Below are 24,251 nucleotides of genomic sequence, written 5' to 3' on the forward strand. Positions count from 1 at the left end.
ATCGGCGTAGCTTTGGATGCCTCACCGGGCCCGCACCGTAGACTGAGGGACATGCGATCCACAGCCTCCCAGCCCCTGCTCAAAGCCGCGTTATGGGACATGGACGGCACCATCGTGGACACCGAACGCTACTGGATTGAAGCCGAACACGCCCTCGTGGCCGCGCACGGCGGACAGTGGTCGCATGAGAAGGCCCTGCAGCTCGTTGGCCAGTCGCTGGTCTACTCGGCCGGCATCCTGCAGGAAGCCGGCGTGGCGCTGGAAGTACGCGAAATCATCGACACCCTCACCGGGCATGTCGTCAGCCTGGTCCGGGAGTCCGTGCCGTGGCGCCCCGGGGCACGTGAGTTGCTGGACGAGCTGCACACGGCAGGCATCCGCTGCGCCCTGGTCACCATGTCCGAAGCGCCGCTGGCCCGCGAAATCGTCGCCAGCCTGCCCAAACCGTATTTCGAGTTCCTGGTCACCGGTGACACGGTCACGCAGGGCAAGCCGCACCCCGAGGCATACCTGAAAGCCGTTGAACTCCTGCAACAGCAGGACCCCGAGCTGGACCACCGGCACTGTGTGGCGCTCGAGGACTCTGCCCCCGGCGTTGCCGCGGCCGTTGCCTCCGGCGTCCTCACAGTCGCCATCCCGCACATCGTCCCGCTGCCGGACGATCCACGGCGCGCGACCTGGGACACCCTGGCCGGGCGCACCGTTGCGGACCTTGAAGGACTCATCGCGCTCCGGCACGAACCGACCGGCGCGGGCCTGGCACAGGCCGCAGGCACTGGAGGGCGGGTCCTTGACTGAGCCGGCGGCACGACGACCGCAGCAACAGCCGGAGGAGCGTCCGTTTTCGCTCCGCGGCGGGATTCCGCTGGGCCGGATCGGCGGCATCCCCGTGGTGCTGGCCTATTCGTGGTTCGCCATCGCGGCGTTCACCGTCATTGCCTACGGCCCGGTGCTGGCCCACAACGACCCCCGGCTGGGCGCCGCCGCCTACCTCGTGGCGTTCGCCTACTCGGTGCTGCTGCTGATCTCCGTGCTGGTCCACGAGCTTGCCCACGCGCTCACCGCCAGGCTCTACCACTGGCCTACCCAAAAGATCGTCCTCAACCTGTGGGGCGGCCACACCCAGTTTGAAGAGTTCACCGCCTCGCCTGGCCGGTCCGTGCTGGTGGCCCTCGCGGGCCCCGCCGCCAACCTGATCCTCGCGGCCGGCGGCTGGCTGCTGATCTCCGGCGGGCAACTCGAGGGCGTAGCGGACACCCTGGCGAACATCTTCGTCTGGGCCAACCTGCTGATCGGCATCTTCAACGTGCTCCCCGGGTTGCCGCTGGACGGCGGCCGGCTGGTGGAATCCGCTGTCTGGAAGGCCACCGGCAGCCACGAGAAGGGCACGATCGCGGCAGGCTGGGCCGGCAGGATCATCGTGATCGCCCTCGCCGTCTGGTTCGTGGCCCTGCCCTTGCTCAGCGGCAACCGGCCGGACACCTCGCTCATGCTGATCACCCTCCTGGTGGGCAGTTTCCTCTGGATGGGTGCCAGCGCCTCAATCCAGCAGGCCCGCTACCGGAGCCGGCTGCACCTGGTCGACGCCGCAGCCCTCGCCGAGGCGGCGGTAGGACTGCCGGACACCGCCACCGTCCTGGACGTGCTGCGGCACTCACCGCGCGGGGTTCCCGCCGTCGTGCTCTACGGCCAGGATCAACGGCCGTCCGCCGTCGTCGACGAGGCCGCCGCGGCGGACGTTCCCGCCGCGCTGGCCGCCGCGACACCGGCGACCGCCGTTTCTTACCCGCTCGCCGCAGGCGCCTACGTCAAGGAGGCCGACCGCGGCGGGGATCTGCTGGCCTACCTCGCCCAGCTCGAAGGCTCGGACTACGCGGTGGTCAACGATGCCGGAACCGTCACGGGCCTGCTGCGCCAGCTGACCGTGCTCAACGCCCTGACCGGGAAGCAGCCGCGCGGCAACGCCGGTTCACAGGCCGGCGGCGGGAGCCGGAATCAGGACCAGAGCCGGTAGAGTTACCTGCCGGTCGTGAATTACCCGGCCCAACGACGCGGGCCGGGGCCAGCCGCACATCCGCGGCCACCACAGCTTTACAGGAGCGAGGAACATCTCATGAGCAGCGACACTGCCGCCAGCGCCACCCCCAGCGGGGACAGTTCAGCCGCGGAAGGCACAGCCACGGGCAGTTCTGCGGCGCCCGCCGTTGCCACCGGCCCGGCCACAGGCACTGCGCCCGCCACCGCGCCGACCGGCGCGAACCGGCGTCGCGGACCGTTCCGCGAAGGCGAGCGGGTACAGCTCACCGACGAACGCGGCCGGATGAACACCATCAGCCTTGAGGCCGGCGGGGCGTTCCACACGCACCGCGGTTTCCTCAACCACGACGAAATCATCGGCAAACCGGACGGCTCCGTGGTGGTCAACAACGTCGGCCAGCAGTACCAGACCCTGCGTCCGCTGCTCTCGGACTTCGTGCTCTCGATGCCCCGCGGCGCGGCAGTCGTGTACCCCAAGGATGCCGGCCAGATCGTCACCATGGCGGACATTTTCCCGGGCGCCCGCGTCGTCGAAGCCGGCGTCGGGTCCGGCGCGCTGTCCATCTCGCTGCTGCGGGCGGTGGGGGACAACGGCTACCTGCACTCGTTCGAAAGGCGTGAGGAATTCGCCGACATCGCCCGCGGCAACGTCGAAACGATCTTCGGCGGCCCGCACCCGGCGTGGCAGATCAGCTTGGGCGACTTCCAGGAGGAAGTCGTGCGGACCGAGGCTCCCGGCTCCGTGGACCGGGTGGTCCTGGACATGCTCGCCCCCTGGGAATGCCTCGACGCCGTTGCCACCGTGCTCGCCCCGGGCGGCGTGTGGATCAACTACGTCGCGACCGTCACCCAGCTGTCCCGGACCGCCGAGGCCATCCGCGCCGACGGCCGCTTCACCGAGCCCGACGCCTGGGAATCCATGGTCCGCGGCTGGCACCTTGAGGGCCTCGCCGTCCGCCCCGACCACCGGATGGTCGCCCACACCGGATTCCTGCTCGTCACCCGGCGGCTGGCCGACGGCGTCACCGGCATCTCGGTGAAGCGCCGGCCGTCCAAGACTGAATTCGACGCCGCAGACGTCAACGCCTGGACCCCCGGCGCCGTCGGCGAACGCGCCGTCTCGGACAAGAAACTGCGCCGGGCCGCCCGCGACGCGATCGCCGGCACCAACGTTAAGGACACCCCCGACGTTACGAACTAGTCCGTATTTCGGAAGTCTTCGGCAGCACCCGCCGACTTGGGGCTATGGTCTTAATAGAAGTACTGAAGGGGCTGATGCATGATGGAGACTCCGAACAACGACCACGGCCGGACGCCGGCGGAGGATGAGGCCCAGGCGGCTGCGGCCGACGGACGGGCGGAGCGCGCGGCCGACGTCGACGGCTACGCCGCCAATGAGCTGTCCGTCGCCGAGCGCCAGGTGAATATCCTGCGCGACAAGCTCCGCCATATCGACCGCCAGCTGGCCGCGGCCACGCAGAACAACTCCAAGCTCGTCGGGATGCTGGAAACGGCCAAGGCCGAGATCCTGCGGCTGAAGAATGCCCTGGACCAGGAGGGCCAGCCGCCGTACAGCTTCGGCACAATCCTGCAGCTGAACCCGAGGCGCCACCCGGAACCGGGTAACAGCGGGCAGGCCGCCACCGAAGAGTCCGTGGACATCTTCAACGCCGGCCGCAAAATGCGGGTGGGCGTCAGCCCGCTGGTGAACATTAGCCAGCTCGCCGTCGGGCAGGAAGTCCTGCTCAACGAGGCGCTGCTGGTGGTGGCCGGCCTCGGTTACGAACGGGCCGGCGACCTGGTCACGCTCAAGGAAATGCTGGGATCAGACCGTGCCCTGGTGGTGGGCCGCGCCGATGAGGAGCGGGTCATCCGGCTCTCCGGCGCACTGCTGGCGCAGAAACTGCGGGTGGGGGACGCCCTCTCGATCGACAGCCGCACCGGCTACGCGCTGGAGAAGATCCCGCGCTCCGAAGTCGAAAACCTCGTCCTTGAAGAGGTCCCGGACATCACCTACCAGGACATCGGCGGGCTGGGACCACAGATCGAACAGATCCGTGACGCCGTCGAACTGCCGTTCCTGCATCCGGACCTGTACCGGGAGCACGGCCTCAAGGCGCCCAAGGGCATCCTGCTCTACGGGCCGCCGGGCTGCGGCAAGACCCTGATCGCCAAAGCCGTGGCCAACTCGCTGGCCGCCCGGGCCGCCGAGCGCGCCGGCAAGACGGACATGAAGAGCTACTTCCTGAACATCAAGGGGCCCGAGCTCCTGGACAAGTACGTCGGGGAGACCGAGCGGCACATCCGGCTGATCTTTGCCCGGGCGCGCGAAAAAGCCTCCGAGGGCAGCCCGGTGGTGGTGTTCTTCGACGAGATGGACTCGCTGTTCCGCACCCGCGGAACCGGCATTTCCTCCGACGTCGAGACCACCATCGTGCCGCAGCTCCTCAGCGAGATCGACGGCGTGGAGCGGCTGGACAACGTGATCGTGATCGGCGCCTCCAACCGGGAAGACATGATCGATCCGGCCATCCTGCGGCCGGGCCGGCTGGACGTCAAGGTCAAAATCCAGCGCCCCGACGCCGAAGCCGCGGCGGACATCTTCAACAAGTACATCACCACGGACCTGCCCTTCCACGAGCAGGACCTGGCCGAGCACAACGGCGACATCCAGGCAACGGTGGACGCCATGATCCAGCGCACCGTGGAGGCCATGTACTCCACCGAGAAGTCCAACGAGTACCTTGAGGTCACCTACGCCAACGGCGACACCGAAATGCTCTACTTCAAGGACTTCAACTCCGGGGCCGTGGTCCAGAACGTGGTGGACCGCGCCAAGAAGTCCGCCATCAAGGACCTGCTCACCACCGGGCAGAAGGGCCTGCGCATCGACCATCTGCTCCGCGCCGTGATCGACGAGTTCCGGGAGCATGAGGACATGCCCAACACCACCAACCCGGACGACTGGGCCCGGATTTCGGGCAAGAAGGGCGAACGCATCACATACATCCGCACCATCGTCCAAGGCAAGGCCGGCCAGGAGCCCGGGAAGTCCATCGAGACGATGCCCAGCACGGGCCAGTACCTGTGACCGCGGGTCCCGCAGCGGTGTCCGGAGGCCTGCCCGCCGGCGGCGCCATGCGGGTGATGGGCTCGGAAACCGAATACGGCATCCATGCGCCCTCCGCGCCGGGGGCGAACGCCACCATGATGTCGGCCCGGGTGATCCAGGCCTACGCCCAGGTGACCCGGCAGCGCGCCGCCGGCGGCGCAGAGACCCGCTGGGACTACACCGACGAAGAACCGCTGCACGACGCCCGCGGCTGGACCCTGGAGCGCAGCGCGGCCGAACCGGAACAGCTCACCGACCGGCCGCCGGTGCTGGACGCGGAAGCGATCGCCCTTGCCTACGGCCGGGCGGAACTGGACCACGACGGCGAGGACGAGTCCGGCTCGCTGCTGATGAACATGGTGCTGGGCAACGGCGCCCGGCTCTACGTGGACCACGCCCACCCGGAATACTCCAGCCCGGAAGTGACCAACCCGCGCGACGCCGTCACCTGGGACGCCGCGGGGGACCTCGTGGCGCTGGCCGCGGTCCGCCGGCTGGCCGCTGACCCGGACCTGCCGCCGATCAACCTGTACAAGAACAACACGGACAACAAATCCGTCTCGTACGGCTCGCACGAGAACTACCTGATGCCCCGCTCGGTTCCGTTCGGTGAGATAGCCCGGGGGCTGACACCGTTTTTCATCACCCGCCAGATCATGTGCGGCGCCGGCCGCGTCGGCCTGGGCCAGGACAGTTCCCGGCCCGGCTACCAGATCAGCCAGCGGGCGGACTTCTTCGAAACCGAAGTGGGACTCGAAACCACCATCCGGCGACCCATCATCAACACCCGGGACGAACCGCACGCCACCGCCGACAAGTACCGCCGGCTGCACGTCATCATCGGCGACGCGAACCTCAGCCAGGGCGCGAACTTCCTGAAGTTCGGCAGCACCGCCATGGTCCTGAGCCTGATCGAAGCGGGCCTGGCGCCGCGCGTCGAGGTCCACGAACCGGTGGCCGCCCTGCAGGCGGTCAGCCACGACACCTCGCTCACTGCGACGCTGCGCCTGCTCGACGGGCGCCGCGTCACCGCCCTGGACCTGCAGTGGATGTACTTCGAGGCCGCCGCCAAGCTCGCGCAGGACACCGGCGTGGCGGACGCCGTCGACGGCGACGGGCACACCCACGCCGTGCTGGAGCGCTGGTCCGCGACGCTGACCGAGCTGGACAGCGACCGGGCGGCCGCCGCGTCGACCGTGGAATGGCTCGCCAAACTCTCCCTGCTCGAAGGCTACCGCCAGCGCGACGGGCTGGAATGGTCCGATGCGCGGCTGGGGCTGGTGGACCTGCAGTGGGCCGACATCCGCCCCGAGAAGGGCCTCTACCACCGGCTGCTGGCCCGCGACCGGATGCAGCGGATCGTCGACGACGAAGCGATCGCCCGGGCAGTGACCGAACCGCCGTCGGACACCAGGGCGTTCTTCCGCGGCCGCTGCGTCAGCCGCTTCGGCACCGATCTTGTGGGCGCGAGCTGGGACTCGGTGATCTTTGACCTGCCCGGCCGCGGCAAGCTGCAGCGGGTGCCTACCCGCGAACCGTTGCGCGGGACGGAGGCCCTGACCGGGGGCCTGTTCGCCCGGCACCGGGAGGCCGGGCCGTTCCTGGCGGAGCTGCTGGGGCTGCCGCCCGGTTCGTAGGCCCAAAGACCCCCCGCGCGGGGTCCGGGCGTGGCAATATGGCTTAGAGGAAGTCCTGAGCAGCATGGGACAGCCAGTGGGATTAACCAGTGGGATAGAAGGAGAAAACAATGGCAGGCCAGGAGCAGCAGCAGCCGCAGTCCCGCGACACCGAGGTCGAGGAAGACATCCCCGCGCCTCCCGCGGCACCCGAGGCGCAGGCGTCGGCCGCGACCCAGGGCGTGGACGACCTGCTCGATGAGATCGACGGCGTCCTGGAATCCAACGCCGAGGAGTTCGTCCGGGCTTTCGTCCAGAAGGGCGGCCAGTAGCCCGACGGGCCGGGTTACTGCCGAGGGAGGACCGGAACTGCGCATCCACAGGGCTGAACGCCGGAAGTCGTTGATCCACTACGTTGAGGGAGTGCACCAGTGCAGGAAACATCAGCCAACCAGGTAGCAGCGAACGCGACATCCTCATTTACCGAGCACCTGCAGCGCTCACGGCCCGAACTGCTGCCGTACAACGCCCTCCACCACGGCTTGCCCCCGGGGGCGGCCGCCGCGCCGCTCCAGACCCCGCACGCGACCACCATCGTGGCCATGACGTACGCCGGGGGAGTGCTGATGGCGGGGGACCGCCGTGCGACCATGGGCAACGTGATCGCCAGCCGGCACATCGAGAAGGTGTTCCCCGCGGACCAGTTCTCGGTCCTGGGCATCGCCGGCACCGCCGGCATCGCGCTGGACATCACCCGGCTGTTCCAGGTGGAACTGGAACACTACGAAAAAATCGAAGGCACCCAGCTGAGTCTGGACGGCAAGGCCAACCGGCTGGGGGCCATGATCCGCGGAAACCTGCCGATGGCAATGCAGGGCCTCGCCGTCATCCCGCTGTTCGCCGGATTCGACCGGCCCGCGGGCGTCGGCCGGCTGTTTTCCTACGATGTCACCGGCGGCCGCTACGAGGAGCAGGAACACCACACCGTGGGTTCAGGCTCCATGTTTGCCCGCGGCGCGCTGAAGAAACTGTGGCGGCCCAACCTCTCCGAGGCGGACGCCGTCCAGGTGGCCGTGGAAGCGCTGTATGACGCGGCTGACGACGACTCTGCCACGGGCGGCCCGGACCCGGTCCGGCAGCTGTGGCCGGTGGTCTACACTGTGAGCCGCTCCGGTGCTGTCAGGGTTCCGGAGCGCGAACTTGCCGCGGTTGCCGGCGCCATCATCGAGTCACGGGCCGTGGCCCAGCGGGAGGCCTGAGATGACGCAGCAGTTCTATGTTTCACCCGAACAGCTGATGAAAGACCGGGCGGACTTCGCCCGGAAAGGCATCGCGCGGGGACGTTCCGTGGTGGTCATCAGCTGCCGGGACGGGATTGCGCTGGTGGCGGAGAACCCGTCGCCGTCGCTGCACAAAATCGGCGAGATCTACGACAAGATCGCGTTCGCCGCGGTCGGCAAATACAACGAGTTTGAGAGCCTGCGCCAGGCCGGGGTGCGGTACGCGGACGTCCGCGGCTACTCCTACGACCGCGAAGACGTCACGGCCCGCGGACTGGCCAGCGTCTACGCGCAAAGCCTCGGCGCGGTGTTCACCGCGGAGCAGAAACCCTTCGAAGTGGAACTGGCAGTGACCGAAGTGGGGTCCAGCCAGGAATCGGACCACCTGTACCGGCTGACCTTCGACGGGTCGATCGCCGATGAACACGGCTTTATCGTGATGGGCGGCCAGGCGGACAAGGTGTCCGAGGCGGTCGCTGCAGGCTGGCGCGGCGAACTGGATTTCGCCGGGGCCATCCGGCTGGCCATGGCCGGACTGATAGCGGACAAGGAAACCGACGAGCTGCCGGCGTCGGCCGTGGAAGTGGCCGTGCTGGACCGCGGCTCCGAAAGCAGCCGCGGCACCCGCCGCGCCTTCCGCCGCCTCGACGACGCCGACGTCGAGGCACTGCTGGCTGAGGAGAACTGAAATGGACAAGCGCATCTTCGGAATCGAAACCGAGTTCGGAATTTCCTATTCCAGCCCGGAATCCCGCCCGCTGGCGCCGGAGGAGGTGGCCCGTTACCTCTTCCGCAAAGTGGTCAGCTGGGGGAGGTCCTCCAACGTGTTCCTCACCAACGGGTCCCGGCTCTACCTCGACGTCGGTTCGCACCCCGAGTACGCCACGGCCGAGTGCGACGACCTCGCGCAGCTGATCGCCCATGACCGGGCCGGCGAACTGATCCTGGATGACCTTGTGGACGAGGCCCAGGAACGCCTTGCAGCCGAGGGGTTCAACGGCACAGTGTACCTGTTCAAGAACAACACCGACTCGGCGGGCAACTCCTACGGCAGCCACGAAAACTACCTGATACCGCGTCGCGGGGAGTTCTCCAGGCTGGCTGAAATCCTGATCCCGTTCCTGGTGACCCGCCAGTTGATCGCCGGAGCGGGAAAAATCCTGAAGACACCGCACGGCGCCACCTTCGCGTTCTCCCAGCGCGCGGACCACATTTGGGAGGGGGTCTCCTCCGCCACGACCCGGTCCCGGCCCATCATCAACACCCGCGACGAACCGCACGCCGACGCCGAGTTCTACCGCCGCCTGCACGTGATCGTCGGGGACTCGAACATGTCCGAGACCACGGCGCTGCTCAAGGTCGGGACCGTGGACCTGATCCTTCGGATGATCGAGGCCGGCGTGATCATGCGCGACATGCGGATGGAGAACCCGATCCGCAGCATCCGCGAGATCTCCCACGACCTCAGCGGCCGCGCGCTGGTGCGCCTTGCTAACGGCCGGCAGCTCACCGCCCTGGAGATCCAGCGCGAGTACCTGAACAAGGTGACCGAATTCGTGGCCGACCGCGGAGCCCACAACGCGCACGTGCCGCTCATTCTGGACCTCTGGGAACGCACTCTGGACGCGATTGAAAGCGGAAACACGGCCACCATCGACACCGAAGTGGACTGGGCCATCAAGAAGAAGCTGATGGACAATTACCGTGAGCGGCACGGCCTGGATCTGGACGCCCCGCGGATCGCACAGCTGGACCTCACCTACCACGACATTTCACGCAGCCGCGGGCTGTTCTACCTGCTTCAGTCCCGCGGCGCGGCCCGCCGCGTCGTCGATGACACCGCCGTCAAGGACGCCGTCGACGCTCCGCCGCAGACCACCCGGGCCAAACTGCGCGGCGACTTCGTCCGGCGGGCCCAGGAACTGGGCCGGGACTACACGGTTGACTGGGTGCATTTGAAGCTCAACGACCGCGCGCACCAGACCATCCTGTGCAAGGATCCCTTCCGCAGCGTGGACGACCGGGTGGACGCCCTGCTGGACTCTATGGGCTGATACCCAGCTTTCCGCGTTATTCTGGGGGAGGTGCCGTTTCATGGGCACCGCATGCTTTGCCGCTGGCAACCGTCCGGCGAAGCGTCCATCCTGCCCCGACGAAAGTTCTTACGTGCGCCGACTATTAGCAATTCTCCTCCCCGGACTGCTGCTGCTCACCGCTTGCGGTGGCGGCGAGCCTGCCGCCCCGGAGCCCACCAGCCAGTCCGCCGGTGAGACCGCAAAGCTGGACTCCCTGAAACTGACCGAGAACGGCGACAAGAAGGCGCCCGGCGTTGAATTCACGAAGCCGCTCGAGGTCAAGGACCCCACCATCAAGGTGGTGAAGGAAGGCGAGGGCGACCGCGTCAAGGCCAACCAGGTCGCGGACATCTCCATCGTCGCCTTCAACGGCAAGGACGGCTCCACCCTCGAGGACACCTTCGCCAAGGACCCGGAGAAGCTCGAGCTGAACGATGAGCTCAAGTCCGGCAGCGCCGTCATCTACAACGCCTTCGTCGGCGCCAAGGTGGGTTCCCAGCTTGCCCTGGCCGTCCCGGGCAAGGCCGCCAGCGCCGAGGGCGGCGCCGCCCAGCCCTCGCAGCTGCTGGTCATCAAGATCCTCGCCGCCAAGGACGCCCCCAAGGTCCTGGACAAGCCCGAAGGCGACGCCGTGACCCCGCCGGCCGGCCTGCCCACCGTGACCGAAAACGACAAGGGCGTTCCGGTCATCTCGGTCAAGGGCGTCGCCGCACCCAAGGCACTCATCTCCCAGGAACTGATCAAGGGCAAGGGCCAGGCGGTCAAGGAAACCGACACCGTCACCGTCAACTACGTCGGCGTCACGCTGGCCGGCGGCAAGGTCTTCGATTCCAGCTTCGACAGCGGCAAGAAGGCCACGTTCCCGCTGAACGGCGTTATCAAGGGCTGGACCCAGGGCCTCGCCGGCAAGACCGTCGGTTCCCGTGTCCTCCTGGTGATTCCCAAGGACCTCGCCTACGGCGACAAGGGTCAGGGCGACGCCAAGGGCGACCTCGTCTTCGTCGTAGATATCCTCGGCGTCAAGTAAACACCCCAGTTTCAGCAAGCCACCCAAGAAGGAGCAACCATGTCATTTGGACAGCGCAACCTCGACCGCCAGAAGCCGGAAATTGACTTCCCCGAGGGCGACGTACCTAGCGAACTCGTCATCACCGACCTGATCGAGGGTGACGGCGCAGAGGCCAAGGCCGGCGATACCGTCTCCACCCACTACGTGGGCGTGGCCTGGTCCACCGGCGAAGAGTTCGACGCCTCCTGGGGCCGCGGCGCGCCCCTGGACTTCCGGGTCGGCGTCGGCCAGGTCATCCAGGGCTGGGACCAGGGGCTGCTGGGCATGAAGGTCGGCGGCCGCCGCCGGCTGGAGATTCCCTCGGAAATGGCTTACGGCGCCCGCGGCGCCGGCGGAGCGATCGGCCCCAACGAGGCCCTGATCTTCGTCGTCGACCTCGTCGCCGTCCGCTAAGGGCCCACCACCCGCCCACCTGCCGGCCCTCGGGCAGCGCGCGGGGGAGCGCGGTAACAATCGGAAAGTTCTTCCGGCTGTTGCCGCGCTTTCTGCGTTGTGGGGGCGGGGACTTTAGTACCCTTGCGGAGTGTCCGCCTCACGTACTGAACGCCTCCTGAACCTGCTCATCGCGCTGCTCAACACCAAATATGGTCTGCGCCGCAGCGAACTGCGGCAGAAGGTCTACCACGACACCACCAGCTCAGAGGCCGCCTTCGGCCGCATGTTCGAGCGGGACAAGGGCGAGCTCCGCCAGTTCGGCTTCGACGTGGAGACCGTCACGGACCAAGGCTGGGGCTCCGACGACCCGGCAACCACGCGGTACCGGATCGGCAAGGAGTCCAACCGGCTCCCGGACGTCAGCCTCACCCCGGCAGAGTGCACCGTCCTGATCCTCGCGGCGCAGCTCTGGGAGCAGGCCGCCCTCGGTTCCGCCGCCCGTGACGCCGTGCGCAAGCTGCAGGCCGCCGGCGGCCTGCAGGACGCGGAGCTTCCGGCGGGCGTCCAGCCGCGCATCCGGCCGGCCGGTCAGGCTTTCGAGGACCTCGTCTCCGCCATCCACGCCCAGCACCCGGTCAGCTTCAGCTACCTGGCCTCCAGCACCGGACAGGAGCAGACGCGGACGGTCGAGCCCTGGGGGCTGGGCAGCCGCTTCGGGCAGTGGTACCTCGTCGGCCATGACCGTGCCCGCAGCGACAAGCGGTTCTTCCGGCTCTCACGGTTCACCTCCGCCGTCACCGTGCTGGACCAGGAGACCTTCACCCCGCCGTCGTCCTTCAACGTCCGCGAGCAGCTCGCCGCGCTGCCCGAACTGCCGGTCCGGCACGCGGTCATCGACGTCGCCCACGGCGCGCTGCTGGGCCTTCGCAAGCGTGCCGAGCCCGACGGCGGCACGGGCAACACAGCGCCCGCCGCAGCACCCGCCCCCGCCGGTTTCGACCGGCTCAGCGTGCCGTACCGCGACGCGGAAACCCTTGCCGAGGAGTTGGCCTCCTACGGCGCGAAGGCCGTCGTCGTGGCGCCCTCCGGGCTGCACGCCGCCGTCCGCAGGCGGCTGGCCGCCGCTGCCGCCTTCGCCGCGGTCCCGGAGCCGCCGGTCGAGTTTCCGAACGCGGCTCCGGCGAAGCGTCCGCGGAAACGCACCTCCGAAGACCAGCTCAAGCGCATGCTGCAGCTGGTCCCGTTCCTGGTGCACAACCAGGGCCTGCACATCAGCGAGGTCGCCGCGCGCTTCGGCATCACGCGCAGGGAGCTCGAAGACGACCTGCGCATTCTGATCTGCTCCGGGCTGCCCGAGGGCTACCCGGACGATTTGCTGGACATCCGGTGGGACGACGACCACGTCTACATCTTCGAGGACCTGGACCTGAAACGACCGATCCGGTTCAGCGTCGACGAGGCGTGCGCCCTGCTCACCGGACTGGAGGCCCTCAACGGCCTGCCCGGACTCGCCGAGGGCGGCACCCTGGAGTCCGTCACCCTGAAGCTGATGGCCGCCGCCGGCGAGGAAGGCCTCAAGGCCGCAGCAGTGTCCGGCCCGGAGGTGGCGCCGGAAGACTCCGGCACCCTTGAGACCGCACGTAAGGCGATCCGGGCCGGCGCGCAGTTGCGGCTGAGCTACCTGTCGCCGCAGCGGGACGCCGTCACCGAACGCGACATCGACCCGCAACGGCTCTACTCGCTCGACAGCACCTGGTATCTCGAGGCGTACTGCCACTCCGCGCAGGGCCTGCGCAATTTCCGGCTGGACCGGATCCAAAGCCTGCAGCCAAACGGGCACCCGGTCTCCTCGGCCGCCAACCCTGCCGACGGTTTCCCGGTCAAGCTCTTCACTCCCAACGACGACGACGCCGTGGTGGTGGTCGAGCTGACCAGGCAGGGTGCCGGGCTCGCGGATGACTACTACGCCGAGCGGACCGCGGCGCTTCCCCAGGGCCACGTCCTCGCGGAAATCCGTTTCGGCAGTGCCGCCTGGCTGCCGATGTTCGTCGCCCAGCACGGCGGGGCCGTGCGCATCCTGCAGCCGCCGGAGCTCGCGGCTGCCGCCAGGGACTGGCTCGACGCCGCCCTGGCCCGGTACGAGGACCACCCGGCCCGCCAGCTAGACTGATCAGCATGCCTTGGTGGTCCTGGATCGTAATCTGGATAGCGCTCGTCGCGTTGTCCCTGTTGTTCTTCGGCGTGCTCGGCGTCCGGCTGTACCGGCAGTTCATGGCCACTGTCAAGGAACTCGGGGAAGCGGGGGAGCGTTTTTCAACCCTCGCATCCCCGCCGCTTACCTCCGGTTCAGCGGTTGTTCACGTCGGCGACGTAGGCTCGGACGGCGACGACGCGGGGGAAGGACCGGGGCCGTCCGCGGTCCCGGGTTCGGCGGTTTTTGCCCCGCCCGCGTCGATGCGACATGATTACCATGCATCCAAAGTTGCCCGGCAGGAAGCCCGGCGGTTACGCCGGATCCGGCGTAAAACGGAACGTGGCCAGCCCCAGGCGCTGCGCGACATCGATCTCCGTTAGACATAGGATGTATTCAAACGAAAGGACCACCCGGCATGAGGCTTGAAGGCTGGCATCTCATCATCATCATCGTCCTGGCACTGGTGCTTTTCGCCGCGCCGAAGCTGCCGGGCATGGCCCGCAGTCTGGGCCAGTCGATGCGGATTTTCAAATCCGAGGTCCGCGAAATGAAAAAGGACGGCACGCCCGAGGCGCAGGCCGATTCCGATGCCGTGGAAGGCAAAGTCGTGAACCACCCCCGCTCCACCGGCACCGAGAGCCGCCCGGGCGAGGGAACCGACGTTCCGCCGCCGAACCGCGCCTAGAACCACATGGCAGTAACCATGAGCCGCCGATCGAACCCCGAGGGCCGGATGGCCCTTCTCGATCACCTCAAAGAGCTGCGCAACCGGCTCTTTAAGTCGGCGATCGCCGTCGTGCTGGGGACCGTGGTCGGCTTCCTCGTCTACCAGCCGATGCTTGCGGCGCTGATCAAGCCGATCCGCGACCTGAACGAACATGAGGGCCGGCAGGCCTCGCTGAACTTCGACGGCGTTGCGAGCTCCTTCGACCTGATGATCCAGGTGTCCGTGTTCCTCGGCCTGATCGTCGCCAGCCCCGTTTGGCTCTACCAGCTCTGGGCATTCATCGTGCCCGGCCTGCACAAGAAGGAGCGGCGTCTGGCGCTCTCCTTCGTGGCCGCCGCCGTGCCCCTGTTTGTCGGCGGCGTGCTGCTGGCCTGGCTGGTGCTGCCCAACGCGGTACGCGTGCTCACCGACTTCACCCCCTCCGGCGGCTCCAACTTCATCAGCGCCCAGGTCTACCTGTCCTTTGTGCTGCGCCTGCTGCTCGCCTTCGGAATCGCCTTCCTGTTGCCGGTGGTCCTGTTCGGGCTGAACCTGGCCGGGCTGGTCAAGGGCCAGCAGCTGCTCAGGAGCTGGCGGATTACCGTGTTCCTGGTCTGCCTCTTTGCCGCCATGGCCGCGCCGGGCGCCGACGCGATGAGCATGTTCTACCTGGCCGTGCCCATGCTGGTGCTGTTCTTCACCGCGATCGGACTCTGCCTGCTCAACGACCGCCGGCGGGAGAAGCGCGCCGCCAAGGTCGCCGCCGAGACCGAAGCCACCGCGGACCAGGCGACTCCCAGCTCCGAGCTGGAGAATCTCTAGCGCTCCGCACACTAGGCTGGATGCATGTCGTCACTACCCGGGCCGGAGTCCCCGTCCGAGCGCTACCGTGCCAGCGCCGAGCGGGCCGCAGAAGCCAAAACCTACCTGGGCGGATTCACCCGTTCGCTCGCGTTCGACCTCGATCCCTTCCAGCGTGAGGCGTGCCTGTCCCTGCAGGCGGGACGCGGGGTGCTGGTGGCAGCCCCGACGGGCGCCGGAAAAACGATCGTGGGCGAGTTCGCCATCTACCTGGCACTCCAGCGGGGCCTGAAAGCGTTTTATACGACGCCGATCAAGGCACTGAGCAACCAGAAGTACAGCGAGCTGGCGGAAAAGTACGGCGCGGCCCAGGTGGGCCTGCTGACCGGCGACACCAGCATCAACGGCGAGGCGCCGGTGGTGGTGATGACCACCGAGGTGCTCCGCAACATGCTTTACGCCGACTCGGACACGCTGGATGACCTCGGCTACGTGGTAATGGATGAAGTCCACTACCTCGCCGACCGTTTCCGCGGCGCCGTGTGGGAGGAAGTCATCATCCACCTGCCCAGCGAGGTCCAGGTCGCGTCGCTCAGCGCCACGGTCTCCAATGCCGAGGAATTCGGCGCCTGGCTGGACACCGTCCGCGGCCAGACCGACGTGATCGTCTCCGAACACCGCCCTGTCCCGCTGTGGCAGCACGTCATGGTGGGGCGCAAGATTGTTGACCTGTTCGCCGGCGACACCAGCTTCGACGAGATCGCGCCCGCGGGCCAGGACAACGTGGCCGCCACCGCGGACACCGCCGGTGCAGGCGCCGGCGGTGTCACAGCGATCACCGAACGCGCCGGATACGAGGTCAACCCGGAACTGCTCTCGATGGCCCGCGCCGAAAGCCAGATGAACTTCCGCGGCCGCTTCGGCCACGGCGGGCGCAACCAGCGCAACCGGCGCGGCGGCCAGCGGGACGAGACGCCGCAGGGCGGCCAGCGCAGCCCTGTCCGGAAAGCCAGCCGCCCGCAGGTTATCGCCAGCCTGGACCGGATGGACCTGCTGCCGGCCATCACGTTCATTTTTTCGCGCGCCGGCTGCGACGCCGCCGTTGCGCAGTGCGTCTCCGCCGGGCTCTGGCTGACCACGGAACAGGAGCAGCTCATCATTGCCCGGCGGGTCGACGAGGCGGCACAGGACATCCCCGCCGACGACCTGGACGTCCTGGGCTTCTGGAGCTGGCGCGACGGGCTGCTCCGCGGCCTGGCCGCGCACCACGCCGGCATGCTGCCCACCTTCAAGGAAGTCGTGGAAAAGCTGTTCGTGGACGGACTGGTCAAGGCCGTGTTCGCCACCGAGACCCTTGCGCTTGGCGTCAACATGCCCGCGCGCTGCGTGGTGCTGGAGAAGCTCGACAAGTTCAACGGCGAGGCGCACGTCAACATCACTGCGGGGGAGTACACCCAGCTGACCGGGCGGGCGGGCCGCCGCGGCATCGACGTCGAGGGACACGCCGTTGTGTTGTGGCAGCCGGGCACCGATCCGGCAGCGGTCGCGGGCCTCGCCTCCCGGCGGACGTACCCGCTGAACTCCAGCTTCCGGCCCACCTATAACATGTCCATCAACCTCGTGGCGCAGTTCGGCCGGCCCCGCGCCCGTGAAATCCTCGAGTCCTCCTTCGCCCAGTTCCAGGCGGACCGTTCCGTCGTCGGACTGGCAAAGCAGGTCCGCAGCCGGGAGGAATCCCTCGCCGGGTTCAGCAAGGCGATGACCTGCCACCTGGGCGACTTCACCGAATACGCACGGCTGCGCCGGGAACTCTCGGACGCGGAGAACACCGCCGCGAAGGGCACCTCCCGGGCCCGCAAGTCGCTGACCGAGGACTCCCTGAGCCGGCTGCTGCCCGGCGACGTCGTGGACGTGCCGTCGGGCCGGGCACCCGGCCTCGCCGTCGTGCTCAGTTCGGACCACCATTCCCGCGAACCGCGGCCGGCGGTGATGACCCTGGACAACCAGCTGCGCCGGATCGGACTGCACGACGTCGAGGGCCCGCTGGCCCCGATCACCCGGGTCCGGATCCCCAAATCCTTCAACGCCAAGGTGCCGAAGTCCCGCCGCGACCTGGCCTCCTCGGTCCGCAACGCCATCCGCGAGAGCCGGCCACCGGCCCCGCCGAACCGGAACGAGGACTTCGGCCGGGCCGCCGCCCTACCGAACATGGAGAAGAAGATCGCGGAACTGCGCCGGGAGCTGAGGGCACACCCCTGCCACGGTTGCAGCGAACGCGAGGACCACGCCCGCTGGGCCGAGCGCTGGTGGAAGCTCCGCCAGGAAACCGACGGCCTGATCCGCCAGATCCAGGGGCGAACCAACACCATCGCCAAGACTTTCGACCGGGTTTGCGGGGTCCTCTCCACGTACGGCTACCTCGAAACCTCGGACGCCGGAACGCTCTCGATCAGCCCGGACGGCCAGCGGTTGCGCCGGATCTACGGGGAAAAGGACCTGCTGATTTCCCAGGCCCTCCGGCTGGGTGCCTTCAGCGACCTCGATGCCGCCGAAATCGCAGCCCTGGCCAGCGTGCTGGTCTACCAGGCCAAACGCGAGGACCGCGGCCTGCGGCCCAAGATGCCGAGCGTCTCGCTGGAGTCCGCCGTCGACATCGTGGTCCGCGAATGGTCGGCCCTGGAGGACGTCGAGGAAGCAAGCAAGCTGCCGCTGACCGGCGAGCCGGAACTCGGCCTCGTCTGGCCGATCTTCAAGTGGGCCAAGGGCCGCCACCTCCAGGAAGTGCTCAGCGGCACTGACCTGGCCGCCGGCGACTTTGTCCGCTGGGTCAAGCAGGTCATTGACCTGCTTGACCAGCTGGCCAAAATCCCCGGCCTGGAACCGCGGGTTGCCCGGCTCTGCGGCGATGCGATCACGCTGGTCAAACGCGGCGTCGTGGCCTACTCGGCCGTCGCGTGACCGGCCCCTGAGGGCCGACGGCGTCCCGCCCCGCCTTCCATCCTGACCTTACCCACAGGCCGGGCCCGCTGCCGGGCCCCCAGCTACGAGGAGTTTCCCCATGACCGATTCACCCTCCGATTCACTGTCCGGGGCGCCTAAGGCACCGCAGGCAGAGGCTGCACCGCGAAAGGTGACGCTGTACCGCAACGGCTCCGTCTACACCGCAGCGGATCCCTTCGCCACGGCCATGCTGGTCGACGGCGACACCGTCGCCTGGGTCGGCTCGGAACAAGCCGCCACGTCCATCGCCGACGCCTCAATGGAGGTCATCGACCTGCAGGGCGCCCTCCTCGCCCCGGGCTTCGTCGACTCGCACGTCCACCTGACCGAGACCGGGATCGCGCTGGACTCGCTGCAGCTGGGCGGCGTCCGTTCCGCGGCCCAACTGCTCGACGCCGTCGCCGGTTTCTGCGTCTCCGCTTCCACTGCGGGCGGCACGGTGTTGGGGCACGGCTGGGATGAAACGCTCTGGGACGATCCGACCCTGCCCAGCCGCGAGGAACTCGAACGCGCCGCCGGCGGGCGCCAGGTGTACCTCTCACGGGTGGATGTCCACTCGGCGCTGGTCTCGGCGTCCCTGGCGTCCGCCTCAGGCCTGGAGCACCTGGACGGCTATGCCGCCGACGGTCAGGTCAAACGGGCTGCCCACACCGCCGCGCGGCTGGCCGCCCGGCAGCTCCCGGTCGACGCCCTGCGCGGCTACCAGCAGGCCGCCCTGGCCGAGGCGGCGGCCAACGGCTACGTGGCCCTGGCGGAAATGGCGGCGCCGCACATCGGCAGCATCGAGGACCTGCAGCTCGCGGCCGGCTGGAATTCCGCGGACCGGCCCGGCGGTGCAGTCCCCGAAGTCCTGCCCTACTGGGGCCAGCTCGCCGGTTCGGTAGAACAGGCCCGCTCCATCCTCGACAGCCTGGGCGTGCCGGTCCTGGGCCTGGCCGGGGACCTGAATATGGACGGCTCAATCGGTTCGCGCACCGCGGCGTTGCGCAGCGACTACAGCGACGCGCCGGGGGAGCGGGGCACCCGTTACCTGTCCGTCGACGAAGCCGCGGCGCACCTGGCTGCGTGCTCCGTGCTGGGAATCCAGGCGGGCTTCCACGTGATCGGCGACGCCGGGCTCGACGCCGCGCTCGACGCCCTGGACCAGGCCGCCGCCGAAGTAGGGGAACAGCGCGTCCGCGCCGCCGGCCACCGCCTGGAGCACGTCGAACTCGCCGACCCGGCCGCCATTGCGCGGCTGGCCAAGTACTCGGTGACCGTGAGCGCGCAGCCCGGCTTCGACGCCCTCTGGGGCGGCGGGGGCAGCCTCTACGCCCAGCGGCTCGGCTCCCGCCACACGGCCATGAACCCGTTCGGCTCCTTCTACTCCGCCGGAGTGCCGGTCTGCTTCGGCAGTGACAGTCCCGTCACCGCGCTGCGGCCCTGGTCCAGCGTGCGCGCCTGCCTGGAACACCACAACGCCGATGAGCGGATCTCGGCCCGCGCAGCCTTCCTGGGCCACACCCGGGCCGGTTGGCGGGCGGCCCGCTACCGGAACCCGATGGCCGGCCAACTCGTCCCCGGCGCCCCGGCCAGCTTCGCGGTCTGGGAAGTCGAAGAGCTGATGGTCCAGGTGGCCGACGGCCGGGTCCAGTCCTGGAGTACGGACCCGCGCGCCCGGACACCGCTGCTGCCAGCACTGGACACCGGCAACGACCCGGTCTGCCTGCAGACCGTGCGGGACGGTGCCGAGCTCTTCAACAACGGCTCGCTCGGGCGCTGAGCCGCCGGCGTGGTGTGCCCCGCGCCACCCGGGCCGGAACACGGGCGGCGGCCTGCCGGCTGTCTATAATGGGAAGCTGTGCCCGTCGTCGGCTAATAACCGGCCGTTCCGGCCCATCGACCGCTCCCTTCAAGGAAAGGCCCCGCTGTGCGCGTCCTCACGATCATTCCGACCTACAACGAACTGGAATCGTTGCCCAAGACCCTTGGGCGTCTTCGCACCGCCGTGCCGGCCTCCGACGTCCTGGTCGTTGACGACAACAGCCCCGACGGCACGGGGCAGCTGGCGGACCGTATCGCCGCCGAGGACAGCCAGGTCCACGTCCTGCACCGTGAAGGCAAAGCCGGGCTCGGGGCGGCCTACATCGCCGGCTTCAAATGGGGCCTGGACGCCGGCTACGACATCCTCGTGGAGATGGACGCCGACGGATCGCACAAGCCCGAGCAGCTGCCCCAGCTGATCGAAGCGGTGGAGCAGGGCGCAGACCTCGCCATGGGTTCGCGCTGGATTCCGGGCGGCAGCGTCGTGAACTGGCCGCTGTACCGGCAGGCCATTTCCCGCGTCGGCAGCACCTACGCGCGGATGATGCTGGGCGTGAAGATCAAGGATGTTACCGGCGGTTTCCGGGCCTTCCGCCGGTCCACCCTGGAAAAGCTCAACCTGGATTCGGTGGACTCGGTCGGCTACGGCTTCCAGGTGGACCTGGCCTGGCGGGTGGCCAAGCTGGGCCTGAACATCGTGGAACGGCCCATCACCTTCGTGGAGCGCGAACTGGGCGCCTCGAAGATGAGCGGCAATATCGTGGTCGAGGCCATGATCAACGTCACCAGGTGGGGCCTGACCGCACGCTGGAACACGCTCAGCTCGAAGCTCCGCCGCAAGTAGGAGCAGCCGGGACCAAAAAAGGCCGGGCCGGCACCTCAACGAGGTGCCGGCCCGGCCTTTTGACGTGGGGCTGGTTGCCTAGGCGGATCGCCGTTCGCCCCGGCGTTCGCGCAGGATGGTGAGCCGGTCTTCCAGGATCTGCTCAAGCTCCGGCAGGGAGCGCCGTTCCAGCAGCATGTCCCAGTGTGTGCGCACGGCCTTCTCGTTGCTGTTGACGGGGCGTTCGCCGTCGACCAACAGGGCTTCCTTGCCTGTCTTGGAAACCCAGACCGGGGGAATTTCCGCTTCGGAGGAGAAGGTCACGAACACCTGCTCGCCGTCCGCGCAACGGTACTCAACGCGCTGGCGCGGAGCCGGTTCGACGCCGGATTCGGTCTCCATGCTCTGTGCGCCAAGGCGCATACCCCGCAGGCTGCGATCGCTCATCTTTTCTCCCTTATGATCGGTTCGCAGGGCCGTGCCCTGCGCTAGCCGGGGGCCGCGAGGACCGCGCCGGACTACTTTTGCATGCGTTTTTTGCGTGGCGTTCACCACTGCAGAAATCGTCAGTAGGTATAACGCGCCGCGAAGCGTAATTGTTCCGACAGGCTGAACCGTCCGGACAAATAACCCACTATACGCGGGCGTGCCGCTGCGGGTAAAGCCGGGCCGCACCTGGGGGCACCCGCACGGGCGGGTGCCCCCAGGTCACCTGTAGCTTCGGTGCCGCTGACCCCGGCTCAGGACTCCGGCGTCGGGACCGCAGCGGCGGTGGACGCCGGCGACGGCGTGCCGGACATACCGCCCGGAGCCTCCGCCCGCGGGTCGGGGTTGGTGCCGCCCAGGGCGCTGCCGATGCCCTTGAGGGCCTCGCCGACCTCACTGGGGATGATCCACAGCTTGTTGGAGCTGCCTTCGGCAAGCTTCGGCAGTGTCTGCAGGTACTGGTAGGCGAGGAGCTTCTGGTCCGGGTTGCCCTTATGGATGGCACCGAAGACCTTCTGGATGGCCTGGGCCTCACCGTCGGCCCGCAGGATCGCCGCCTGGGCGTCACCTTCGGCTTTCAGGATGGAGGACTGGCGCTGGCCTTCGGCCGTGAGGATCGCCGACTGCTTGGTGCCCTCGGCGGTCAGGATCGCGGCACGGCGGTCACGCTCGGCGCGCATCTGCTTCTCCATCGAGTCCTGGATGGAGTGGGGCGGATCGATCGCCTTGAGTTCAACCCGGGAGACCCGGATACCCCAGCGGCCGGTCGCCTCGTCCAGCACGCCGCGGAGCTGTCCATTGATCTGGTCGCGGGAAGTCAGGGCCTCTTCGAGGTTCAGGCCGCCCACCACGTTGCGCAGCGTGGTGGTGGTGAGCTGCTCGACAGCCTGGATGTAGTTGGCAATCTCGTAGGTCGCGGCCCTGGCATCGGTGACCTGGAAGTAGACCACGGTGTCGATGGACACCACGAGGTTGTCCTCGGTGATCACCGGCTGCGGCGGGAACGAGACGACTTGCTCGCGCAGGTCGAGCAGCGGCAACAGCCGGTCAACGAAGGGAATCAGGATGGTCAGGCCCGGGTTCAGCGTCCGCTGGTATTTGCCCAGGCGCTCGACGACGCCGGCACGCGCCTGCGGCACGATCCGCACCGAGCGCACCAGAACGATTATTACGAACGCAACGAGTACCAGCAGCACTATTGCGACTGCGATATCCATACATCACCTTTTCCCCAGTTGTGTGGTTCTGCTTTGTTGGGCGGCAGCCTGGCTGCCGCTGGTCCTGCGGCCGGTGGCGGCTGCAGGAGGACTGTGCCCCGGAGGGGCAGGCTCACATCGGTCCGGGTGTTATTGCCCGGCCGGGCCCTGCTGCGGGATGACGACGGCGGTGGCGCCGTCGATGGCCCTGACGACGGCGTGCTGCCCGGGGGCGAGGACGCCGGATTCGTAGCGGGCGCTCCAGACATCACCGCCGATCTTGACCAGGCCGCCGTTGGCGCTGACCGGCTCGACGACGAGGGCGGATTCCCCGATCAAGCGTTCGACGTTACTGCGCTGGTCCGCCGGGCTGCTGCGCAGGTGTTTGAGTGCCACGGGCCGCACGAAGCCGATCATTAGCAGGGAGACGACGCTGAAGACGACAATCTGCAGCCAGAAGTCGGCGCCGGCGAAAGCGGCAACCAGCCCGGCCAGGGCGCCGCCGCCGAGCATGATGAAGAAGAGGTCGAGGGTGAGCATTTCCACCACGGCAAACACCAGGAAGACCGTGAGCCATAGCGCCCACCAGTTTTCAGCCAGCCATTCGAACATCGTTCCCCCTTAGCTCCGCCCGGGAGCTGCGAGCGCAGACCCTCCGTAAGCTGGTTCCATCCTAAGCCGGACGGTTGGGAGGGTGACAGGCCGCCGGCGTTAGCGGGCGAACGTGGCCAAGTCGTTATGCGGATCCGGCCTCAGCGGGACGCGGCTCGAAGACGCTGATCCGGAACCGGGCAGCGACGGCGGTGCGGGCCGGGAGGCCGGCCACCCTGGCCGCGAGGGCTTCGCGGTCCAGGTGGTGCCCGGCGGGTCCCATCAGGGCGAGGTTGGCGACGTCGGCCGGCGCCAGGGGCAGCACCAGGTCCAACTCGCGGACCTCGCGGGCCTCGAAGTGCCCGGCGAGCGACGCGGCGAGGCGTTCCTCCTTGGCGGGTTCGATTCCCAGCATGCCGGTTTGGCCCGCGATCTCGGCCAGGTGCCCGGGCCTGGGCGTGACCACGATCAGCCGCCCGCGCGGTCGGAGCACCCGGGCGAACTCGGCGGCGTTGCGCGGCGCGAAAACCACACTGACGACGTCGACGGCGTCGTCCGAGAGCGGGAGCGGCTGCCACACATCGGCGACGAGGTTGACGGCCTCCGGGTTCAGCCGGGCCGCCCGGCGCAGCGCGAATTTGGAGATGTCCACCCCGATGGCGGTGGCCGGTGCGCGGTCCAGCACGGCGCGCAGGTAGTGCCCGGTACCGGTGCCCGCATCGAGGACTGCGGCGTCCGGCCCGGCGAGGAACGGGGCGGCAAGGTCGGCAACGGCCTCGGCCAGTCCCCGGTAATGCCCGGCGGACAGGAAGTCGAAGCGGGCCGCGACCATGTCCGCGGAATCCGCTTCAAAGACGGTGCCTTTGCCGGTCAGGAAGTTGAAGTATCCCTGCCGGGCGGCGTCGAAGCTGTGACCGGCAGGGCACTTGAGGGTGCGGCCGCCGCTGCCTGCCGCGAACGGGCTCCGGCACACGGGGCACACGAGGGCGGCGAGGGGAGCAGCGGGCATAGAGTCCATCGTAGGGCCGGCACGTTCCGCCGGTCACCGCGATCCGCCGGCCGCGCCGGGATGGTGTGAGGTATTTCA

General features: G+C 68.3%; 22 protein-coding genes. 18 read left to right on the forward strand and 4 right to left on the reverse strand.

The genetic code is table 11. The features are described from left to right. The first annotated feature begins 51 nt into the window (after nt 1-51). The 18 genes from ACUYM2_RS09205 (at nt 52) to ACUYM2_RS09290 (ending at nt 20,912) form a co-directional block, all read left to right on the forward strand. On the forward strand, nt 52-798 hold the full coding sequence (locus tag ACUYM2_RS09205; RefSeq protein WP_481599795.1) for an HAD family hydrolase: 747 nt from the start codon (nt 52-54) through the stop codon (nt 796-798). Continuing rightward, nucleotides 791-2,014 (forward strand): site-2 protease family protein, encoded by a 1,224-nt coding sequence (locus ACUYM2_RS09210; protein WP_481599796.1) that lies wholly within the window; start codon nt 791-793, stop codon nt 2,012-2,014. The genes ACUYM2_RS09205 and ACUYM2_RS09210 overlap by 8 nt, the downstream gene beginning before the upstream one ends. 99 nt (nt 2,015-2,113) lie before the next feature. Beyond that, nucleotides 2,114-3,238, forward strand: a complete 1,125-nt coding sequence (locus ACUYM2_RS09215; protein ID WP_481599797.1) for a tRNA (adenine-N1)-methyltransferase — start codon at nt 2,114-2,116, stop codon at nt 3,236-3,238. Between the two features lie 81 nt (nt 3,239-3,319). Then, nucleotides 3,320-5,128: a proteasome ATPase gene (gene arc / locus ACUYM2_RS09220; RefSeq protein ID WP_481601453.1), complete on the forward strand. Its 1,809-nt coding sequence runs from the start codon at nt 3,320-3,322 to the stop codon at nt 5,126-5,128. A gap of 47 nt (nt 5,129-5,175) precedes the next feature. Further along, on the forward strand, nt 5,176-6,786 hold the full coding sequence (gene dop, locus ACUYM2_RS09225; protein ID WP_481601454.1) for a depupylase/deamidase Dop: 1,611 nt from the start codon (nt 5,176-5,178) through the stop codon (nt 6,784-6,786). 110 nt (nt 6,787-6,896) lie between these two features. Further along, entirely contained in the window at nt 6,897-7,097 is a 201-nt protein-coding gene (locus ACUYM2_RS09230) for a ubiquitin-like protein Pup (protein ID WP_146337557.1), read from the forward strand. Between the two features lie 99 nt (nt 7,098-7,196). After that, complete coding sequence (gene prcB, locus ACUYM2_RS09235) at nt 7,197-8,024, forward strand: proteasome subunit beta (RefSeq protein ID WP_481599798.1); 828 nt, start codon at nt 7,197-7,199, stop codon at nt 8,022-8,024. 1 nt (nt 8,025) lies between these two features. Next, nucleotides 8,026-8,733: a proteasome subunit alpha gene (gene prcA / locus ACUYM2_RS09240; RefSeq protein WP_481599799.1), complete on the forward strand. Its 708-nt coding sequence runs from the start codon at nt 8,026-8,028 to the stop codon at nt 8,731-8,733. A 1-nt stretch (nt 8,734) separates the two neighbouring features. Beyond that, nucleotides 8,735-10,099, forward strand: a complete 1,365-nt coding sequence (gene pafA / locus ACUYM2_RS09245) for a Pup--protein ligase (RefSeq protein ID WP_481599800.1) — start codon at nt 8,735-8,737, stop codon at nt 10,097-10,099. A gap of 112 nt (nt 10,100-10,211) precedes the next feature. Beyond that, entirely contained in the window at nt 10,212-11,147 is a 936-nt protein-coding gene (locus ACUYM2_RS09250) for an FKBP-type peptidyl-prolyl cis-trans isomerase (protein ID WP_481599801.1), read from the forward strand. 39 nt (nt 11,148-11,186) lie between these two features. Continuing rightward, nucleotides 11,187-11,582, forward strand: a complete 396-nt coding sequence (locus tag ACUYM2_RS09255; protein WP_481599802.1) for an FKBP-type peptidyl-prolyl cis-trans isomerase — start codon at nt 11,187-11,189, stop codon at nt 11,580-11,582. Between the two features lie 130 nt (nt 11,583-11,712). Continuing rightward, entirely contained in the window at nt 11,713-13,734 is a 2,022-nt protein-coding gene (locus ACUYM2_RS09260; RefSeq protein ID WP_481599803.1) for a helix-turn-helix transcriptional regulator, read from the forward strand. A gap of 5 nt (nt 13,735-13,739) precedes the next feature. Then, complete coding sequence (locus ACUYM2_RS09265) at nt 13,740-14,138, forward strand: hypothetical protein (protein ID WP_481599804.1); 399 nt, start codon at nt 13,740-13,742, stop codon at nt 14,136-14,138. Between the two features lie 35 nt (nt 14,139-14,173). Then, nucleotides 14,174-14,443: a Sec-independent protein translocase subunit TatA gene (tatA, locus tag ACUYM2_RS09270; RefSeq protein ID WP_346958073.1), complete on the forward strand. Its 270-nt coding sequence runs from the start codon at nt 14,174-14,176 to the stop codon at nt 14,441-14,443. Nucleotides 14,444-14,491: 48 nt separating this feature from the next. Beyond that, a complete protein-coding gene (gene tatC / locus ACUYM2_RS09275) occupies nt 14,492-15,286 on the forward strand; it encodes a twin-arginine translocase subunit TatC (protein WP_481601455.1) in 795 nt (264 codons plus the stop codon). Between the two features lie 24 nt (nt 15,287-15,310). Beyond that, the gene (locus ACUYM2_RS09280; RefSeq protein ID WP_481599805.1) at nt 15,311-18,223 is read left to right on the forward strand and encodes a DEAD/DEAH box helicase; all 2,913 of its coding nucleotides are present in this window, start codon (nt 15,311-15,313) and stop codon (nt 18,221-18,223) included. A gap of 100 nt (nt 18,224-18,323) precedes the next feature. Continuing rightward, the gene (locus ACUYM2_RS09285; protein ID WP_481599806.1) at nt 18,324-20,027 is read left to right on the forward strand and encodes an amidohydrolase; all 1,704 of its coding nucleotides are present in this window, start codon (nt 18,324-18,326) and stop codon (nt 20,025-20,027) included. A 147-nt stretch (nt 20,028-20,174) separates the two neighbouring features. Continuing rightward, on the forward strand, nt 20,175-20,912 hold the full coding sequence (locus ACUYM2_RS09290) for a polyprenol monophosphomannose synthase (RefSeq protein WP_481599807.1): 738 nt from the start codon (nt 20,175-20,177) through the stop codon (nt 20,910-20,912). 78 nt (nt 20,913-20,990) lie between these two features. Here ACUYM2_RS09290 and ACUYM2_RS09295 read toward each other — a convergent pair whose 3' ends face one another. The 4 genes from ACUYM2_RS09295 to ACUYM2_RS09310 all read right to left on the reverse strand — a co-directional run bounded on the left by ACUYM2_RS09295 (nt 20,991) and on the right by ACUYM2_RS09310 (nt 24,173). Further along, nucleotides 20,991-21,338 carry an RNA polymerase-binding protein RbpA gene (locus ACUYM2_RS09295; RefSeq protein ID WP_136322768.1) on the reverse strand — a complete coding sequence of 116 codons (348 nt, stop codon included), beginning with the start codon at nt 21,336-21,338 and terminating at the stop codon, nt 20,991-20,993. A 293-nt stretch (nt 21,339-21,631) separates the two neighbouring features. Next, on the reverse strand, nt 21,632-22,594 hold the full coding sequence (locus ACUYM2_RS09300) for an SPFH domain-containing protein (RefSeq protein WP_481599808.1): 963 nt from the start codon (nt 22,592-22,594) through the stop codon (nt 21,632-21,634). A 129-nt stretch (nt 22,595-22,723) separates the two neighbouring features. Then, nucleotides 22,724-23,185 carry an NfeD family protein gene (locus ACUYM2_RS09305; RefSeq protein WP_481599809.1) on the reverse strand — a complete coding sequence of 154 codons (462 nt, stop codon included), beginning with the start codon at nt 23,183-23,185 and terminating at the stop codon, nt 22,724-22,726. A 124-nt stretch (nt 23,186-23,309) separates the two neighbouring features. Next, nucleotides 23,310-24,173, reverse strand: coding sequence for a methyltransferase domain-containing protein (locus ACUYM2_RS09310; protein ID WP_481599810.1), 864 nt, complete (start codon nt 24,171-24,173; stop codon nt 23,310-23,312). Nucleotides 24,174-24,251: the final 78 nt, after the last annotated feature.

It is taken from the genome of Arthrobacter sp. SD1074B (genome assembly GCF_056780195.1).

What these genes read in the sequence shown, in the direction of transcription:
- dop (WP_481601454.1), top strand. Translation starts at nt 5,176, where the DNA reads ATGCGGGTGATGGGCTCGGAAACCGAATACGGCATCCATGCGCCCTCC.
- ACUYM2_RS09285 (WP_481599806.1), top strand. Translation starts at nt 18,324, where the DNA reads ATGACCGATTCACCCTCCGATTCACTGTCCGGGGCGCCTAAGGCACCG.
- ACUYM2_RS09295 (WP_136322768.1), bottom strand. Translation starts at nt 21,338, where the DNA reads ATGAGCGATCGCAGCCTGCGGGGTATGCGCCTTGGCGCACAGAGCATG.
- prcA (WP_481599799.1), top strand. Translation starts at nt 8,026, where the DNA reads ATGACGCAGCAGTTCTATGTTTCACCCGAACAGCTGATGAAAGACCGG.
- ACUYM2_RS09255 (WP_481599802.1), top strand. Translation starts at nt 11,187, where the DNA reads ATGTCATTTGGACAGCGCAACCTCGACCGCCAGAAGCCGGAAATTGAC.
- ACUYM2_RS09205 (WP_481599795.1), top strand. Translation starts at nt 52, where the DNA reads ATGCGATCCACAGCCTCCCAGCCCCTGCTCAAAGCCGCGTTATGGGAC.
- ACUYM2_RS09230 (WP_146337557.1), top strand. Translation starts at nt 6,897, where the DNA reads ATGGCAGGCCAGGAGCAGCAGCAGCCGCAGTCCCGCGACACCGAGGTC.
- ACUYM2_RS09215 (WP_481599797.1), top strand. Translation starts at nt 2,114, where the DNA reads ATGAGCAGCGACACTGCCGCCAGCGCCACCCCCAGCGGGGACAGTTCA.
- arc (WP_481601453.1), top strand. Translation starts at nt 3,320, where the DNA reads ATGGAGACTCCGAACAACGACCACGGCCGGACGCCGGCGGAGGATGAG.
- tatC (WP_481601455.1), top strand. Translation starts at nt 14,492, where the DNA reads ATGGCCCTTCTCGATCACCTCAAAGAGCTGCGCAACCGGCTCTTTAAG.
- tatA (WP_346958073.1), top strand. Translation starts at nt 14,174, where the DNA reads ATGAGGCTTGAAGGCTGGCATCTCATCATCATCATCGTCCTGGCACTG.
- pafA (WP_481599800.1), top strand. Translation starts at nt 8,735, where the DNA reads ATGGACAAGCGCATCTTCGGAATCGAAACCGAGTTCGGAATTTCCTAT.
- ACUYM2_RS09310 (WP_481599810.1), bottom strand. Translation starts at nt 24,173, where the DNA reads ATGCCCGCTGCTCCCCTCGCCGCCCTCGTGTGCCCCGTGTGCCGGAGC.
- ACUYM2_RS09300 (WP_481599808.1), bottom strand. Translation starts at nt 22,594, where the DNA reads ATGGATATCGCAGTCGCAATAGTGCTGCTGGTACTCGTTGCGTTCGTA.
- ACUYM2_RS09280 (WP_481599805.1), top strand. Translation starts at nt 15,311, where the DNA reads ATGTCGTCACTACCCGGGCCGGAGTCCCCGTCCGAGCGCTACCGTGCC.
- ACUYM2_RS09265 (WP_481599804.1), top strand. Translation starts at nt 13,740, where the DNA reads ATGCCTTGGTGGTCCTGGATCGTAATCTGGATAGCGCTCGTCGCGTTG.
- ACUYM2_RS09305 (WP_481599809.1), bottom strand. Translation starts at nt 23,185, where the DNA reads ATGTTCGAATGGCTGGCTGAAAACTGGTGGGCGCTATGGCTCACGGTC.